The organism is Streptomyces sp. NRRL S-87 (assembly GCF_000719335.1).
GTDB lineage: Bacteria > Actinomycetota > Actinomycetes > Streptomycetales > Streptomycetaceae > Streptomyces.
Window position 1 is genome coordinate 39,402 of sequence record NZ_JOGB01000034.1, and the last position, 17,364, is coordinate 56,765.

Annotated in this window: 12 protein-coding genes; 3 read left to right on the forward strand and 9 right to left on the reverse strand. The window is 73.4% G+C overall.

What is annotated here, in order from left to right; translation table 11 throughout:
* Positions 1 to 44: 44 nt before the first annotated feature.
* From IF43_RS43550 to IF43_RS0121960, 7 genes are all read right to left on the reverse strand, one after another.
* Entirely contained in the window at positions 45 to 3,884 is a 3,840-nt protein-coding gene (locus IF43_RS43550) for a tetratricopeptide repeat protein (protein ID WP_030203313.1), read from the reverse strand.
* A 13-nt stretch (positions 3,885 to 3,897) separates the two neighbouring features.
* Positions 3,898 to 5,016 (reverse strand): MoxR family ATPase, encoded by a 1,119-nt coding sequence (locus IF43_RS0121935; protein ID WP_078910350.1) that lies wholly within the window; start codon positions 5,014 to 5,016, stop codon positions 3,898 to 3,900.
* A complete protein-coding gene (locus tag IF43_RS38220; protein ID WP_234332437.1) occupies positions 5,016 to 7,016 on the reverse strand; it encodes a caspase family protein in 2,001 nt (666 codons plus the stop codon). The genes IF43_RS0121935 and IF43_RS38220 overlap by 1 nt, the downstream gene beginning before the upstream one ends.
* A gap of 2 nt (positions 7,017 to 7,018) precedes the next feature.
* Entirely contained in the window at positions 7,019 to 8,239 is a 1,221-nt protein-coding gene (locus IF43_RS36750; protein ID WP_051795812.1) for a hypothetical protein, read from the reverse strand.
* A 58-nt stretch (positions 8,240 to 8,297) separates the two neighbouring features.
* Positions 8,298 to 9,377: an MBL fold metallo-hydrolase gene (locus tag IF43_RS0121950; protein WP_051795814.1), complete on the reverse strand. Its 1,080-nt coding sequence runs from the start codon at positions 9,375 to 9,377 to the stop codon at positions 8,298 to 8,300.
* A 76-nt stretch (positions 9,378 to 9,453) separates the two neighbouring features.
* Positions 9,454 to 10,692 carry an aminopeptidase gene (locus tag IF43_RS0121955; protein WP_030203323.1) on the reverse strand — a complete coding sequence of 413 codons (1,239 nt, stop codon included), beginning with the start codon at positions 10,690 to 10,692 and terminating at the stop codon, positions 9,454 to 9,456.
* 182 nt (positions 10,693 to 10,874) lie between these two features.
* Positions 10,875 to 11,447: a TIGR03086 family metal-binding protein gene (locus IF43_RS0121960; protein ID WP_030203325.1), complete on the reverse strand. Its 573-nt coding sequence runs from the start codon at positions 11,445 to 11,447 to the stop codon at positions 10,875 to 10,877.
* A gap of 276 nt (positions 11,448 to 11,723) precedes the next feature.
* On the opposite strand from IF43_RS0121960, the gene IF43_RS0121965 reads away from it, so the two are divergent.
* A complete protein-coding gene (locus tag IF43_RS0121965; RefSeq protein WP_078910351.1) occupies positions 11,724 to 12,641 on the forward strand; it encodes a class I SAM-dependent methyltransferase in 918 nt (305 codons plus the stop codon).
* A 16-nt stretch (positions 12,642 to 12,657) separates the two neighbouring features.
* Here the strand turns inward: IF43_RS0121965 and IF43_RS0121970 are convergent, their stop codons facing one another.
* A complete protein-coding gene (locus IF43_RS0121970) occupies positions 12,658 to 13,203 on the reverse strand; it encodes a MarR family winged helix-turn-helix transcriptional regulator (RefSeq protein WP_078910352.1) in 546 nt (181 codons plus the stop codon).
* A 139-nt stretch (positions 13,204 to 13,342) separates the two neighbouring features.
* Here IF43_RS0121970 and IF43_RS0121975 point away from each other — a divergent pair, with 139 nt between their 5' ends.
* Positions 13,343 to 14,782: an MFS transporter gene (locus tag IF43_RS0121975; RefSeq protein ID WP_030203333.1), complete on the forward strand. Its 1,440-nt coding sequence runs from the start codon at positions 13,343 to 13,345 to the stop codon at positions 14,780 to 14,782.
* Positions 14,783 to 14,809: 27 nt separating this feature from the next.
* Here IF43_RS0121975 and IF43_RS0121980 read toward each other — a convergent pair whose 3' ends face one another.
* The gene (locus IF43_RS0121980; protein ID WP_030203335.1) at positions 14,810 to 15,895 is read right to left on the reverse strand and encodes a helix-turn-helix domain-containing protein; all 1,086 of its coding nucleotides are present in this window, start codon (positions 15,893 to 15,895) and stop codon (positions 14,810 to 14,812) included.
* Between the two features lie 134 nt (positions 15,896 to 16,029).
* Between IF43_RS0121980 and IF43_RS0121985 the strand changes: the two genes are divergently transcribed.
* A complete protein-coding gene (locus IF43_RS0121985; protein ID WP_051795841.1) occupies positions 16,030 to 17,271 on the forward strand; it encodes an MFS transporter in 1,242 nt (413 codons plus the stop codon).
* The last annotated feature ends 93 nt before the right edge of the window (positions 17,272 to 17,364 follow it).

Consider the following 17,364-nt stretch of genomic DNA (forward strand, 5'->3'; position numbering starts at 1 on the left):
TCCCCGAGCGGGCAGCCACCACCACCTCCTCGACGCGGGTCCGTTCAGCCGGTGGTGTCGCCGTCGCGCTGCAGCACGGACAGATCCTGAAGAGCCTCGTCCAGCGGGTCGAGGTATTCGGGACGGCTGGCGGCGAGCTCCCGATAGGTGTGGATGCTCAGCTTGACCGCGGCCACGGCTTCCTCCGGCCGCCCCGCCCGGGCGAGTAGACGTCCGAGGTCCTTCAGGCTCTCCGCGAAGTGGGGAAGATAGGTGGCGGGCTTGGCCGTCGACAGCTCCCGGCTGAGTTCCACGGCCTGGGCCAGCGCCGCCTGCCCTTCTTCGTACTGCCCCAGCTCCCCGAGACTCCGGCCGAGGTCGTGCAGACTCCGCGCCAGTCCGGGCCGGTACGTGGCGGCCTCGGTCACGGACAGCTTCCGGTAGATCGCCACGGCCTCAGCGAGCGCCACCTGCCCTTCGTCGTGCCGACCCAGCTCCCCCAGACTGCGGCCGAGGTGGTGGAGGCTCTCCGCAAGGCGGGGTTCGTAGGTGGCGGGCTTGGTGGTCGACAGCTCTCGGCAGACCGAGGACTGTTCGCGCAGCGCATCGATCAGCGGGTCGAGGAAGACGTCCGGCGCGTCCGCGGCGCATTCCGCCCAGACGGTCACGGCCTCGGAGATGACGGCCAGTGCCGCTTCCTTCCGCCCGAGCCGCGTGGCCTCGGCCGCCAGTGCTCCGAGCGCCCGGGCAAGCCCGGGGCGATGCGATTCGGGCTCCTCGCGAGCGAGCTGCCGCCAGGCGATGACGTCTTCGACAGCGGCGTCGAAGACGCCGGACGGCTGGTCGGGATCGGTCAGTCGGGCGGGCCCCGGCTGTGGTGCGCGCCCGATCGCCGCGCGTCCGAGGCGGCTGGGATCTCCCGAGTAGACCGCGGCCCGCGCGCGGGACAGGACCGGATCGTCGGCAGCGATCGGGGTGAAGTCCGAGGACACGTCCGGCCCGACCTGGCTGACGAGGGCGTCGAGCACCGACCCGGTGATGGCGAGGACGAGTTCTCGGCTGCGGCCCTTCGAGTCGAGTCCTTGCTGGACGCGCCTGCGGACGGTCGCCGTCCCGAGCATGCGAACGGCCTCGTCCACCGCGTCACCGCGTCGGTCGCCGCTACCTCCCGCGGCGTGCTCCGCTGCGATGGCCACTCCCAGGCAGACGTGCGCACGCCCGGATCGACTGCTGTTGAGGGTGGCGAGCGCATCCGACAGGCCCAGGACGATCCGCCCCGCGGACTCGGCGGTGGTGGTCGAGGGGGTCAGACCGCCCAGGAAGTCAGGGCCGGCACCCTCCGTGCCCTGGGCCACCGTGGCGTCGACACCGGCGACGCCCAGGACGTCTTCGAGCATCTGGCGGACCCGGAGTTCCGCGTCGAATACATGGTCTTGGGGAGGTTGCCGGCCAGACCCCCGCAGACCCGACCCCGGGCCTGCCACCCGTACGTCGACGGCGAGGCACAGCCGGTCACGGTCGGCAGGGCTCTCCAGCCCGCCGAGGACCACCGTCCGGGAGGTCGGCACCGGCAGGTCCCCGGGTACGGGTTCCACCCGGGGCGGTGTGCCGAGGTGCCGCGTGACGATCTGTACGAAGTCCGGGTCCCGGAGGAGCACGCTGACGGGGAGCACCTCCAGCTGGGCGACCTCCCTGAACGTGGAAGCGGCGACCAGGCCCAGGAGGAGGTCCCCGGCCGCCACGGGTGCTCCCGCCAGGCCCGCCCACTGCTCCCTGCGCTTGCTCCGGGACCGCTCACGCGCTGCCGTCGAGCTGACGAAGGCGTACCGCTCCCGGGCCGCGTCGCCCGCCGGCCGCACACTGCCGGCCACCCAGGTGCGGGCATCGCTCCGCCCGGGGAACCCGAGGACACTGCACGGCACGGGGAGGGGGGTGCTCCTGACGATCCTGCCCCACCTGAGTGGGGTGAGAGACCCGAAGCCGGCGGCTTCACCGACGTCCTCGTCGGCCAGCAGGAGCGCGGCCGGGTGCCGGGCGTCAGGGTGCACCCACAGCGTGCTGCAGCGGATCCGTCCGTCCCCACCCGTGAGGGCGACGGACACCGGTGAGCCGCCGGCCACGAGATGTGCCGGGACGAGGACGAGGCGCCGTGTCAGGAGGAAACCGGTACCCACCGTCGTCTGCTGTCCCGCCGATGCGGTGACCATCACCACGCGGTCGGCCGACAGCTCCGCCGGGTGGGAGGGGGATTGCTGTTCCTGCGTGACCGGGCTCACCGGATGCGGTACGACTCCGCTGGTCTCCGGCGGTTCGGTGGGGGCAGCGGCGCCGGCAGCGGCTTCGGCGAATGCCAGCGCCTCGGAGCCGACGGTCCGGTCACCGGCGTCGCTGGACGTGATCTCGGTGGCCGGGAAGTGGCCCGTCGGCCCTTGGTGCAGGGTGAGGTAGTCCCAGACGCTGCGCCTGACGAGTTCGTGGACGGCGGAGATCTCCTCGCGCAGCTGCGAGCCGACGAGGGCCTCGCGGACACCGGGCAGGAACTGGAACTCCAACCGGGTGGGGTCGATCTTCCCGGGACCGGTGTGCCACGGTTGGAACAGACCGCCCAGTACCACCTCCGCCAGGTGGGCGTTCTTCGAGTGGGGGATCATCGCCCGTCGCACCAGGGTCATGACCGGCAGGGTGAGGGGTACCGCCGACAGGTAGCCGGCCAGTTCCTGGGCCGTGGGTGACGCACCTTCCCTGAAGCGCGCCAGTACGTGCCGGGGGTCGGCGGACGCAGCTTGCCCGGGCTGATCACCCGTGGCGTCAGCCCGGACCCCTGAACCGCTGACCGTGCCCGGCTCCGCGCGCCCATCGAGCCTCAGACACGACATCCGGGTCCACCTGCTGTTGCCCACGAGCAGATGCGCCAGGCAGGAGAGCGATTCGGGGACCGCTTCCACCACGGGTACGGCGGTGATCCGGGCGAGTCGGAGTCCGCCATGGCGCCGGTATCGCCGTCGGCTGACCGGCGCCAGCTGCCAGGAGACGTTGGGGGCAGCGGCAGTTGGCGCACGCACCAGGAGCGGCGCCGGTCGTGCCGCCCCGCGTGTCCACAGCCGTTCCGGCAGGACGTTCAGGACCGCGACCGAGTTGTGGACGCTCCAGTGGCGGAGGACGTCCTCCACAGCTGAGGTACCCCAGCCGGCTCCGACGGTGTCGCTCACCACGAGGATCACGCGGCGGCCCGAGGGGTCGGAGATCTCGTGCGGGCTGCGGGGTCGTCCATCCGCGGTGTGGGACACCACGGGTGGGCCGTCGGAATCGGTACCGCGCAGGAACCACACCCTGACGTCGCGGAAGACCCCCGTCTGCGAGATGACTCGGCACAGTTCGTCCACCAGGTCCTGCCAGAGGAGCATCGACTGGTGGGTGTCCACGACAAGGGCGAGGTCGAGCCAGTGGCCCCGTTCCGGTCGCAGCACCGGGATCAACATGTGCTCTTCGATGCTGCGGACAACGGTCAGTTCCTCGTCCAGTTCGGTGAGGTTACCGCCGACCCTGCGGCGACCCACCGGCCGCAGGGCCCTCATCATGGCGAGCACGTCGTCCAACGCCACCGCGCGGCCGACTTCGACCAGGTTGCCCCGCCTGCCGCCCTCAGGTGCTCCTTCATCGGACGCCGCGAACAACTGCGTGCGGGTGCGTGGGCCGAGTGCGGGTTCCCGGGCCGGCGCCCCGACAGGCGGAGGCTTCCGCTCGGGCGCCTCCGCGTCCATCGCGTCCACCCCGTCTCCTGGTGTCGCCTCGGAGGACCGAGGGGTCGTCGTGACGCGCGCACTCAGCCACAGGATGTCGGCCAGTTCCTCCGTGCCGACGTCGACCCCCGAGTCGACGATGGCCTGCAGCAGTTCCTCGATCACTGCGAGCGCCTCATCACGTTGAAGGTCCGGTCAGTCGCTGCATGACGGTCGCCACGAACTGATCGCGGTCGGCCGCATGCGACCAGGCATTGCTCATCCGGAGCTGAATCGCGTTGAGGAGCTGATCGGTGGCGAGGTCGCCCGCCGAGCCGCGGTCGAGGAACGCTTCGATCAGCTGCTGGTACTCGTCGCCCGGCACGGACGTCAGGGCGAGCCGCTGCCGGATGATCTGCTCCAGTTTCGCCTTGTCCGGCTGTTCGAGGTGCAGCCTGATGCAGCGGCGCAGGAACGGCGGCGGGAAGTCCCGCTCGCCATTGCTGGTGAGGACCACCACGGGGAACGCCAGGCAGCTGACCCGACCACGGTCGATGAGCACGTCGTGCTCCGGACCGTCCTCGGTGGCGAGACGGACCCGGGGCTGCCGGGCGGCGAGCCGTGCCAGTTCGGTGATCTCGAAGCTGCCTTCCTCGAAGACCGTGAGGAGGTCACCGGGTAGGTCGATGTCGCTCTTGTCGATCTCGTCCACGAGTAGGACCCGAGGCCTGAGCTGCGGAAGCAACGCCGTGCCGAGCGGGCCGAGCCGCAGGTAGTGGGCGATGGAGGGAGTGGGGACAAGGGCGGGGCGGTGGCTGCGGTACCGTCCGCGCGCGCCGCCGGTGGGGAGCCTCTGGAACAGATTGGCGTCCTGGAGTCGACTGATCGCGTCGTAGTGGTAGAGCCCGTCGCGGAGCGTGGTGCGGCTGGTGATCGGCCAGTGCAGCACCGGCCCCAGAGCCAGATCGGCCGCGATGCTGTGGGCCAGTGTCGATTTCCCGACTCCGGGCTTGCCCGTGACCAGAAGCGGCCGACGCAGGTACAGGGCGGTGTTGACCGCGTTCTTCTCGGCCTCGCCCGGCACGTAGCCCGCACCGCGGCTCTGGCTTTTCGACCAGGCGGGGCTCTGCGTGCCCGGAGGCTGGTACGACGGGTCAGGGGTGCCGGTGAACTCGCGCCACGGGGGAGGCTTGATCGCGGTCAGTCGGCCGAGTTTCTCCTCGGGGCTCCCTTTCCCGCAGTAGATCCACCAATCCTTCACTGCATTCCCCGTTCTGCTCGTTCCCGTTGTCCGTGCACCGTCGGCGGTGAAGGGCATCAGGACAATGACTGCGACCCGGGCCTGCAATCCGGGTCGTCCCACAACAAGGCCAGCGGGTGCCGCCAGCTCGGCTGCTCCTCAATGGGTGGGGCCGTGCTGCGCATCCTCTTCAGCGTCTCCGGCAGGCGCCCCACGTCGACTTCGCATTCCTCCGTCAGCGCTTGGGTCAACCCCCCGTCCGCCCCGCCTGGAGCCGGTGGCCCGCCGCGGCGCCAGACCGCGATGGGAACGCCCGCGTCCAGCACACCGTCCAGGGCGTCCATGAGCCGTGGGTCGGAGACTTCGGCCAGCACGCAGACCGGAGGATCGTCTCCTTGCAGCGTGTAGCCCAGATCTTCCGTGACGTCGGCGTCGGTCAGTGCGCGAACGGCTTCCGGATGCCGTCCGCCCTGAGCCATGAACCATCGCCACTTCTGGATCCACGCCCCATGGCTCACCCCCATTCGCTCCGCGGGGCAGCGGACGACGACCTCGTAGAGGCGGCCCAGTTCGCGGCGCTTGCCCATCCGGCCGATCGGCAGTTTCCAGCTCTCGAAATCCGTGTCGATCAATTCGAGGGGCACGTCGAACTCGATGCGGTCCACCCCGCGAAACGGTGGGCGCCCCGGAGCTCCGCCGGGGATGCCGTCACCCCCGGAGAGGGCGACCAGCTGGTCGGCGAGCCCGAGGCGTACGGCGTCGAGGTCCAGCGGACTCTCCGGCTCCCAGAGGTTCGTGAACCCGCCCGAGTGGAGCCACATAGTCACCCGGTATCCCCCTTCGAGCGCACCGGCTTCCTCCAGCCGCACGTGCAGTCCCGTATGACCAGTGGTGGCAGGTGGCGGTGGGAAGGCTCCTACGCCGAGGCGCTCGCCGGTACTCGCGACCCATGCCTCGAGCTCTGCGGCCCAGGTCGGATCGGCCTGCCTCGCGCCGTCCGCCAGGTGTCGTACGAACGGCACGGCCAGGGGCAGGTCCGTCCGCCGGCCCTGACGCTCGTCGAGGTCCCTGACGATCTCCGTCAGGCCGGCCGCGGGCAGGAAGGGGGTCGGGACGTCGCAGCCGGCGGTCTCGAAGGCGTAGCGGTAGGCGTCATAGGCACGGTCCGGCAGTGTGCGCCCGGAGAACAGCTCCCCCAACCCGTCCCAAGCGGCCTGGTCGATCCGGGGAGCGCGCGGGATACCGAACCGGTCGTCGACGAGGATCGACGATCCGTCCCAGTCACGGTCGCGGACGAAGGTGGGCATCTGCCAGCCGAGGTTCTGTTCCTCCAGCTCCCGGAAGCGGTCCTGCATCGCCCTCGCGATCTCGACGAGCCCCTGCACACCCTCGTCGAGGGTCTTGGCGCCGAGTTGCTGCAGCAGCACGTCGGTGAACTGACCGGCGCCGCGCTCTGCCTGGTTCTTGGCCTCCTCGCCTTCCCGGGACGCGTACAGGGTGAACTGGTTGCGTCCCGGAACAGCGCCTCCCATGCCCGGTTCCGCGGTGCCGATGCCCCGAGGGGCCTCGACCCTGCAGGCGTCGACCAGCGCCGCCTGAAGGCGGAACCGCGTGGGCCGCACGTTGTCGGACTTCCACCACCTGAGTGCCGACTCCAGATTGAGGTGCACCAGGTGCTCTCCGGTCGCGTCGGCGTACGGCAGCAGCATCTGGCGGTGGGCGTCGAGGAAGCCGTGCCCCGCCCAGAAGATCCACAGCAGGTCTCCGTCACAGCTGTGGAGGTCCTGGTACAGCGCCTTCTCGATGTTCTCCCGGACCGCCGGCCGGTGGGTGGCCTCGAGCGCGGCCAACGGCGGTGCCGCTCCCCAGTCGACCGGCGTGGACGCGAGCGGCGACAGGAACAGCCGTACGTTCGCCGGCGGGACGCCCGCCGGCCCGGTGAGCCATCCGGCGAACCGCAGTGCGTCGCGCGCCGCACCCGGCAGGTCCCACCTGTGGCTGACCTCGTACTCCTCGATCCCCACCACCAGGGCGAACGCCCGGTCAGGGGACACGGGCGAGGAATCCGCGCCGGGCATGGTCACGCGTGCCCCTCCAACGCGGCGACGATCCGGTCGTACACCGAATCCAGCTTCCAGTAGGCGCTGTGGCACAAAGGGAACGGCTGACGGCTGCTCACCTCGTGGTCGGTGACGCGGACGTCAGCGGGGAAGATCGGCTGCGCCTGGTACGCAAGGAGGTCCTGCCGGTCGAAGATGTTCAGCCACGGTGGGAAGCCGATGGGCAGCCCCTCGCCCGGCGCCAGGCTCGTGAGCGCCCCCAGCTCGTGGAGGAACGGTGCCTGGGAACCGACGGTGACGAGGAGCTCGATCCCGGGCAGCGGGGCCTGCTCGGCGGCTGCCAGCGCCAGCACGTCCACCAGCGCGATTCCCCCCAAGCTGTGCCCGATGACCACGGTCGGCCCGGGCGCTGCTGCGACCGCCTGGCGCACGTACTCCCGCAGCGGGCCACCTCGGGCCTGGTAGCGCAGGATGTCGCCCACCGCGGGTGTGGCGCCCGTGGTGATCGGGCCGCGCCAGTGGTTCAGTGCGGGTTGCGTCGTCACGCGCAGGGCGAGCGTGCCGAGCACTGCTCCGACCTTGCCCAGGACTCCGCGACCGGTGCCGCCGAGCCGCTCGATGAGCATGTTCACGAGCTTGTCCCGCTCGGAGCCGGTGCAGAAGGCACTCTCGCCGGCCGAGGCCAGGGCCGAGGCGACCACGGCCCGGGCGGTGGCCGCCGTGACCTCGCCGCTCGCCTCGGCGTCCTCGGCACGCGCGCACGCCTTCGCGAACTCCTCGGATCCGGCCACCGCGGACAGCGCTGCCGCGTAGTGCTCCCGCAGGCCGGTGGCCGACAGCAAGGCGGCCAGAGGATCTGCGGCGGGCATCTCCGGAGGGAGCTCGGCCAGCCGGTCGGCGACCTCCCGGCCGGGGGCACGCACTCCGGGAGACCGGTACTGTTCGCCGCCGGCGATCTCCGCCAGCACCCGCAACTCGCACCAGGGGTCGGTGAGCAGCAGTTGCCACTCGGCGGTCTGCTGATCCGGAGGAGCGGCCCCGGCCGGTGCGCCGCGCGTCTGGTGGTACCCGGGGATCGATCGTCCGTCCGCGCCCAGGGTGGCGCCATGTATGTCGCCCCAGTAGCAGGGCGGGATGTCGGCGTCTGGGCAGCGGCTGCGCAGCGATTCGCTCACTTGCTTGAACAGGGTGTCGAAGCGCTCGCGCCGCACGCCGGTCCCGTGGACAAAGAGGATCCGCACCAGACCCCACCCTTCCGAGAGCCCGTCAGGGAGGATGATAGGCAAGATGTGAGCGATATCAGCGTTTATCCAGATATCGCCTTACTGCGTCGGCCCCCCACCCCTCCGACAAGCCCCGCGACCCCCCGATGGCCAGGTCCCACAGGTCCTCGCGCGCCAGGCCGGCCCGTGCCCAGGCCTGCCGGACGCGGAGGAGCGGTTCGAGGACGGGTTCGGCGGAGAGGACGAAGGTGGCCCAGTGCATCGGGGCCATCCGGCGGGCGCCGAGGTCGAGGTGGGCCCGCACCGCCTCCTCGGGGTCGGCGTGCACGTCGCTGAGCCACCAGCGCGGGGCGTAGGCGCCGATCGGCAGCAGGGCCAGGTCGATGCCGGGGAAGCGGCGGCCGATCTCGGCGAACCAGTGGCCGTACCCGGTGTCGCCGGCGAAGTACACCGTGCCCCGGGTCGCGAGGTCCGTGAGGACCCAGCCGCCCCACAGGGTGCGGCAGGTGTCGAACAGGGTGCGCTTGGACCAGTGGTGGGCCGGTACGAAGTCGAAGCGGACCCCGCCCAGCACCGCCCCCTCCCACCAGTCCAGCTCGGTGACCAGGGTGAAGCCCCGGCGCCGGCACCAGCGGGCGAGTCCCGCCGGCACGAACAGCGGGGTGTCGCGGGGCAGCCGGCGCAGGGTGGGCGCGTCGAGGTGGTCGTAGTGGTTGTGGCTGATGACCACGGCGTCCACCCGCGGCAGGTCTTCCCAGCGCACGCCGACGGGGGTCATCCGGGCGGGGGTGCCGAGGATGCGGCGGGACCAGACGGGGTCGGTCAGGACGGTCAGGCCCCCGACGCGGAGGATCCAACTGGCGTGGCCCGCCCACGTGACGGAGAGGGTCCCGGGGGCTGCGGCCGGCAGCGGCTCGGGGGCGAACGGCAGGTCGGGGATCCCCCGCAGCCCCTCGGCGGTGGGGCGGAAGGCGCCCTCGCGGGCCAGCCGGGCGAAGGCCCGTACGCCCGGCAGCGGCGCGGTGAGGCGGTCGGCGAAGGTCCGTGGCCAGGTGCGGGGTTCGCCGAGGGGGCGGACTTCAGGTGTGGTGGCGACGGCCTGCTCCGGGCGCCGGCCGCGGGCCGTGCGCACGGTCTGTTCCGTCTGTTCCGTCATCGGGGCGACTCCATTCACGGGCGTTCGCGGGCGGTTTCGCGGGCGGTTTCGTGGCCGGTACCGGCCGGAGCGGACCTCAGCTCAGTTCGTCGATCACCGACCCGAAGCGGCTCAGCGACCGGCGGACGTGCGGCAGTTCGAGGGGGTCGGGGGCGTCGAGGGCGGCCAGCCGCTCGGCCTCGGTGGCGCCCAGCAGGGGTCCGGTGGCCAACCGGACGCGGGGGGCGCCGAGATCGTCCGCGAAGCGGTGGCCGCCGGGGGCGGGCGCACCCAGCCGGTCCGCGAGGTACTCCTCCAGTTCCATGGCGTCGCCGATGCCGTGCCGGGCGAGGCCGGCGCGCAGTGGGGTCAGGTCCGCGTACAGGTGGCGGCCGGCCCGGGGCGGTCGGGCGAGGGCGCCGGCGGTGAGCAGGGTGTGGTGCAGGGCTGCCGCGATCCGGCCGTGCAGGGCCGCGGCGGTGCGTACCCGGGTGGTGATCGTCTCGGGTTCGGCGAGGGCGTGGGCGGCGGCCGCTGCGACGGGGGCTGCGAGCAGGGCGCCGGTGGCGGCGAGGATGTCGAGGGTGCGGGCGTGCAGCCGGTGGCCGGGGGCGGTGTCGGGGAAGCGGGCGACGGCCGCCGGCCAGGCCGGCGGCAGCAGCGCGCCGGCCAGGTCGACCAGGACGGTGACCTGCTCGGGGGCCATCTCGGCGGGGCTGACGAGGACGGTCTCGCGGGGGCGGTGGAGGGTGTCGCGCCAGGTTTCGTCGCTGACGATGGACAGGCCGGCGTCGACGGCTGCCTCGCAGGCCTGGCTGAGGATGCCGGGCGGGGCGACGGTGGCGGTGGGGTCGTCGACCACGGAGAGCAGGAGCAGTCGTGGGTCGCCGCCCTCGGCGCGGACCCGGGTGACGGTCTCGAGCAGCGCGTAGGGGTCGGGGACGCCGCCGCACTCGGCGGGGGTGGGGACGTGGTAGGCCCGACGTCCCAACAGGCGGACCTGAGGAGTCCACCAGGCGGGACAGGGCCGGGGCATGAGCACGTCCCCGCCGTACGCCCCGAGCAGCGCGACGAGCAGTGCCGGCGCGCCGGGGGCGGCCGCGATCCGGTCGGGGACCCCGGCACGGCCGGGCGGGGCGTCGAAGAGGCCGCGGCGCTGCCAGTACCCGCGCGCGGCCTCCCGTACGGTCCGTCCACCGCCCGGTGGCTCCGGGGCAGCCCGGTCCGCGGCGGCGGCGAGTACGGCGGCCAGCTCGGCCGGCACCGGGAGGCCGGGGTCGGGGGCGGGTGGCCCGTAGCGGACGGGACCCCGGCCTTCAGGCACCGTCCGCTGCATCTGCCCCACCGCCCCTTCCGCTTGCCGTCGCCCTCGCCTCGCCTCGCCTCGCCACCACCGCATCCCACGCCCCTTTATACGGAGGTTTGCCAGATTTCGCCCCTTTATCCGGGTATCGGAGTCCGCACACGGGCCGGCACGCGGACACCGCCACTCCCCCCAGCCGCAACGGTCCCCCGACCTCAGCCCTTGCGCCCGACCATGGCCAGCAGCCGGGTCTGGGCGTCGGCGCCCGCCGGTATCTCCAGCGGCTCGGCGTACGCGCCGCTCGCGGCGAGCCCGTCGGCGTACGGCGCGATCTCCTTCAACGCGAACTCGACCAGCTCCGCCGGTATCCGGTCGTCCGCACCGATGCCGCGGGCCAGATCCCAGGCGTGCACCACGGTGTCGGCGGCGAGCTCCGAGCAGTACGCGGCCGCCTTGGCGTCCCCGTACGACAGCTTCACGGTCCGCTCCAGCGCGCCGGGCGCGCCGAAGGCGGCGACCGCCCCGGCGGCTCCGCGGTCCCACGCGTCGGCGGGGTCGTCACCGAGCAGGTCCCCGTCCAGTGCGCCGCCGACCTCGGCGACCGTCAGACCCTCGGTGACCAGCGGGGGAACCCACAACTGCTCGCCGACGACGTGGTTGACCAGGTCGCGCACGGTCCACTCGGTACAGGGGGTGGGACCGTCCCACTGTTCGGGGCCCACCGCGTGCACGAGGCCGCCGAAGTACTCGAGCGCCTGCGCGTGCTGGGCCAGCAGCGTGTCTGCCATTTCTGCCACGTCCTCACCCGTCCTCACCCGTCCGAACCTGTCCCTACCCGGCGCCACCTCCCCCTCCCCGGTCCCACCCGTCCCCGGGGGTCCCACGCCTGGCCCACCCCCGCTGCCCACTGTCCTCGCCCCCCGATCACCCTGCCACCCATCACCCCAACGCCCTTGCCCCCCTTGCCTGGTGTCCATATATCGAAACGCCTATCTCACGATCCGACATGATCGCGTACGGTGAGGAGCGTCCGAGGGAACCACCACAGCGAGGGAGTTGCCGCCATGGGCCACAGCAGCGGCGCGAGCCACAGCAGCAGCGCGCACGACGACCACGAGCAGGACCACCAGCAGGACCACGAGCAGGACCGGGAGGGGCAGGACGGCCGGGACCGGGAGACCGCGGTCTACACCCACGGCCACCACGAGTCGGTCCTGCGCTCGCACCGCTGGCGCACCGCCGCCAACTCGGCCGCCTACCTGGTCGGCGAGCTGCGCCCGGGCCTGGACGTCCTGGACGTGGGCTGCGGGCCGGGCACGATCACCGCGGACCTGGCGGAGCTGGTCGCACCCGGGCGCGTGGTCGCGGTGGACGCCGCGCAGGACGTGGTCGAGCAGGCCCGGGCCCACGTACGGGAACGCGGTCTGGAGAACGTGGAGTTCGCGGTGGCGGACGTGCACGCGCTGGACTTCCCCGACGACTCGTTCGACGCGGTGCACGCGCACCAGGTGCTGCAGCACGTGGGCGATCCCGTGCGGGCGCTGGCGGAGATGCGGCGGGTGTGCCGACCGGGCGGGCTGGTCGCGGCCCGGGACGCCGACTACGCGGCGATGACGTGGTTCCCGGCAGTGCCGGCCCTGGACGCCTGGCAGCGGCTGTACGACCGGGTGGCGCGCGCGAACGGCGGCGAGCCCGACGCCGGGCGGCGCCTGCTGTCATGGGCCCGGGCCGCCGGCTTCGCGGACGCGGACATCACCTCGACGGCCACGGCCTGGTGCTTCGCCACGCCCGAGGAGCGGACGTGGTGGTCCGAGCTGTGGGCGGACCGTACGACCGCCTCCTCGTACGCGGCCGTGGCGGTCGCCAGCGGGCACGCCACGCAGCAGCACCTGGCGGAGATCGCCGCCGGCTGGCGGACCTGGGGCGCCGCGCCGGACGCCTGGTTCTCGGTGCTGAACGGGGAGATCCTCTGCCGGGTCTGAGCACCCGAGGAGCCCGTCAGGGCTGCTGGAGCCGGCGGGCGGCCTCGCGCTGGCGGCGCGTGGCCCCCTTCAGGAAGCGGAGTACGACCTCCAGCTCGTCGGTGTCGAACTCCTCGTAGAGCTCGGCCACTTCGCGGCCCCAGTCCTCGTACAGCGGGGCCACCTCGGCGAACTTCGCGGGGTTGACCTCGACCAGCACCCGGCGGCGGTCCGTCGGGTGCTTCAGCCTGCGCACGAACCCCTTGGCCTCCAGCCGGTCGACGAGGCCGGTCACCGAGGCGGGGGCGAGCCCGGAGCGCTCGGCGAGTTCCTTGGCGGTGAGCGGACCGAGGCGTTCGAGCAGGTCGAGGGTCTTGGTCTCGGTGGCGCCGAGGCCCATCCGGGCCGCGCCCGCCGTGTGGAAGGCGACGGAGGCGGCACTGGAGTCGCGACCCGCCATGTTCAGTTCGGCGATCACCCGCACCCGGCGGGCGTCGGACCCACCGGAGCCACCGGGCTCACCGGGCTCACCGGGCTCACCGGGCTCACCGGAGCCACCGGACTCGCTGTCGCTGCTCGTCATGGACGAAGCCTAGCAATTCATTTCGTTCGGACGAACGAAGGACTTGCGGCGAAGCCTCCTCGGATGCAAATCTTTCGTTAGACCGAACGAAATAAACCTCGGCCTTCTCCTCCTTCTCCTCCTCCTTCGGAGCGCAGCCATGACCGCGACCACCCCGCTCGACGCCGCGCCCGCCGCGGCCCTCCACCCCCGCCGCTGGGCGGCCGCCGTCGTGATGACGGTGGCCGCGCTGATGGACCTCCTCGACGTCACCATCGTCAACGTCGCCGTCCCCTCGATCGGGCGCGACCTCGGTGCCTCCGAGACCGCCCTGCAGTGGACCGTCTCGGCGTACCTGCTGGGCTTCGCCGCCGTACTGATCGTGTCCGGCCACCTCGGCGACCGCTACGGCCGCCGGACCCTGTTCCTGGCCGGCACCGCGGGGTTCGGCCTGGCCAGCCTCGGGTGCGGGACCGCCCAGTCGCCCGGGCAGCTGATCGCGGCGCGGGCGGTGCAGGGCGTGATGGCGGCGGTGCTGATGCCGCAGGTGCTGGGCTCGTTCCGGACGATGTTCCACGGCAAGGAGCGCGGGACGGTGTTCGGGATGTACGGGGCGGTGGCCGGCTTCGCCTCCGCCGTGGGGCTGCTGCTGGGCGGGCTGCTGACGGACGCGGACCTGTTCGGCTGGGGGTGGCGCTCGGTGTTCCTGGTCAACGTGCCGGTGGCGCTGGCCACCCTGTTCGCCGCCCTGGTGCTCGTACCCGCGACCCGGGAGCGGGGCGCCGGGCGGCCGGACGTGCTGGGCAGCCTGGTGCTCGCGGGTGGCCTGGTCGCCGTCGTGCTGCCGCTGGTGCAGGGGCACGCCAACGGCTGGCCGCTGTGGGGCTGGGTCTGCCTGGGCGCCGGTACGGCGGCGGTCGCCGGCCTGGGCGCACTGGAGGCACGCCGGCGGGGCACGGCCACGGTGCCGCTGCTGCCGGCCCGGGCGTTCCGCCTGGGGGCCTTCTCCTTCGGGGTCGGAGTCCAACTGCTGTTCTCCGTGGGCCTGCAGGGCTTCTTCCTGGCCTTCGCGATCTGGTTGCAGGGGGGCCAGGGCTACACGCCGCTGCAGGCCGGTGTGCTGACCGTGGCGTTCTCCGTGGGCGGCTTCCTGACCGCGCCCGCCGCGGACGGGCTCGCGGTCCGCTTCGGGCGGCGGGTGCTGGCCGCGGGCGCGCTCATGATGGCCGGCGGCTTCGCCTGGGTGTGGCACGCGGTGCACTGGGCACCGGCCGCGCACGCCGGCGCATGGCCGCTGGTGCCGGGGCTGGTGCTGGCCGGCGCCGGTCTGGGGTTCCTGGTCGTGCCGCTGGTGAACGTGGTCCTCTCGGCCGTACCGGCCGAGATCGCGGGCGGGGCCTCGGGCATCTTCGCGACGGCCCAGCAGTTCGGCGGGGCGCTCGGGGCGGCCGTGATCGGCACCGTGTTCTTCTCCGGGCTCGGCTCCGGCGGCGCGACGCACGCCCTGTCCGCCGCGATGCCGTACGTCGTCGGGGCCTTCGTCCTCTGCGCGGCGCTGTCCACCGCCCTCCCGAAGCGAGCCGTCGCGCCCGACGCGTGACGACCCGCCCCGCCGGGCGCCCACCGCTCAGCGCAGGACGGCCGCCAGCAGGTCGGCGCCCAGCGCCGTCACCTCGGGCGCGTTGAGCGCGTAGCGCACGTACCGGCCGTGCCGGCGGGCCGTGAGCAGGCCCGCGCGGCGCAGGACGGCGAGGTGGCGGGAGACCTCCGGGGGCGAGAGCTCCCAGGCGTGGGCCAGCTCACCGGTGGTCTGGGGACTGCGGGCCAGGGTGCGCAGCAGCCGCAGCCGCACCGGGTGCGCCAGCGCCTCGAGCCGGAGCGCGACCGTCTCCAGCGGCACCGGGGCCGCCGGTGCCGCTTCGGCCACGGGGTACTGCACGACGGGCTGCCATCCGGGTGCGTGGACCGCCACCAGGTGCGGGCGGCCGAAGACGCTGGGGATGAACGTGACACCCGTGCCGCGGGCGGAGGTCGCCTTGTCCTGCAGCTTGTCCACGACGACGCAGTCGCCGTCCGGCGTCAGGCCGACCGCTCCGGAGACCGAGGCGAGCGCCGCCCCGAGCCCCTGACGCTTCAGCAGGTCGTTCTTCACCCGCAGGTCGGCGGCGAGTTGCCCGGCGACGTCCCTCCACGCGTCGTCGAAGAACGCCGCCGCGCACTCCTCGAGGGTGCGGCGCACCCGGGCCCGTACGGCGGCCGGGTCCGCGAGCAGCCGCTCCGCGAAGGCCTCCTGGCGGGCGCCGCGGGCCTGCGCGACGTCGAGGGCCCGTTCGCGGGCGGCGGCGTCGGTGAGCGGCGAGCGGGCGCCGAAGTGGACCCGGCTGCTGCCGCAGGTGGTGACCAGCGCGGCGGTCACGTACGTCTCGTCGTCGATCCGGTCCACGTCGTCCAACTCCTCGGCGAGGGTGGGCCGGGGCCGGGCCGGGATCAGGAAGTCGGCCTGCGAGGAGCGCCAGAGGAACTCCGCCTCCCGCAGCCGCTCGGCGAGCTCGGGCCGCAGTCCGGTCCGGACGTCCGCGGCCCAGCGGGCGTGCTCCGGGTGGTGCCCGGGTTCGGCCAGCACGTGCAGCATCGCGGTCAGCTCCGCCAGCGCGGAGGCGGCGAACCGCACGCCCTCGGGCGGCAGGCCGCGGATGTCGATCCTCAGGCTCATCCCGCCATCATCACCCGCACGGCCATCCGGCCATCCGGCCATCATCACCCGCCCCGCCGGCCGGCGGCGGCGCCGGTTGACGGAGTTCGTCAACCGGCGTGCCCGGCCCGGCGGTCGGCCGCAGGTTCGACGCCATGGAGACCACGACCACCACGATCCGGGCCCGCGCCCTCGCCCTCGTCCGGGCTTCCGGAGGCCCCCGCTACGCCGTCGCGCTGGCCGTGGACGCCCTCGGCACCGGCCTGCTGCGGCCCTTCCTGCTGCTCTACGGCGTGACGGTGCTCGGGCTGTCCGCACCGGCCACCGGAGCGGCCATGACGGGCGGTATCGTCGCCGGGCTGGCGTGCATGCCCGCGGTGGGCCGCTGGCTGGACCGGGGCGCGCGCAGCACGGTCGTGGCGGCGGCGATGCTGGTGCGGGTGCTGGGTGTGGCGGTGCTGCTGGCCACCCCCGCGGGGTGCGTCTGGCCGTTCGCGGCGGCGGCGCTCTTCCTCGGCATCGGCAACCAGGCCTGGCCGGCCGCCCACGCGGCCCTCGTCGCCACCGTCACCCACGGCCGGGACCGCGATGCCGCGCTCGCCGCCGGCCGGGCCCTGCGCAACGCCGCCCTGGGCGTGGGCGCACTGCTGGCCACCGCCTGCCTGGCGGGCGGCACGACCGCGCTGCGGGCGCTGGCGGCCGTCACGGGGCTCGCCTACCTCACCGCCGCGGCGCTGGCGGGTTCGGTCCGCCTCCGTGCCCGGCCGGCCGCGGGCCCGGCCGCGGGCGGTGACGACGGGCGGCCGCCCCGGATGGGCGCGCTGCTGGCCGCGAACGTCGTCTACGTCTTCTGCCTCAACGTCCCCGAGGTCGCCCTCCCGCTGGTCCTGGTGACGCAGCTGCACGCCTCCCCGGTCTGGTCGGCGGCGGTCTTCGTGGCCAACACCGTGCTGGTGGTCACCCTGCAGGTCCCGGTCACCGTGCTCATGTCCCGCTTTCCCCGGCGGACCACGCTGGCCCTGGCCGGCGGGCTGCTCGCCGCGTCCTACCTCGGCTTCCTGGCGGCCACGTCGCCGGGGCCCGGCCGGGGCGCCCCGGCCGTCGCCGCGGTGTCCGTGGTCTGCACGCTCGGCGAGATCGTCTACGCGGGCAGCGCCACCGCGCTGGTCACGGCCCTCGCCCCGGCCCGGGTCCTGGGCCGGGCAGTGGCCCGCTTCGAGCTGTCCTCGGGGTTCGGCCTCGCCGTCTCCCCCGCCGTCATCACCACCCTGGCCCCGTACGGCCCGGCCGCCCTCTGGGGCACACTCGCCGCCACGACCCTGGTGTCCGCCGCAGCCGTCGCACCGCGCCCGTCCGACGCGGCCGACCCGCCGGCCGCGACGCCGGAGGTCCCGTAAGCGGGCCGGTTCCGGCGCGGCGGAGAGCTTGCCTACGGCGGAGAGCCCGCGTACGGCGTGCGGATGGCCGAGACCGCCCGCTGCGCCGGGTGC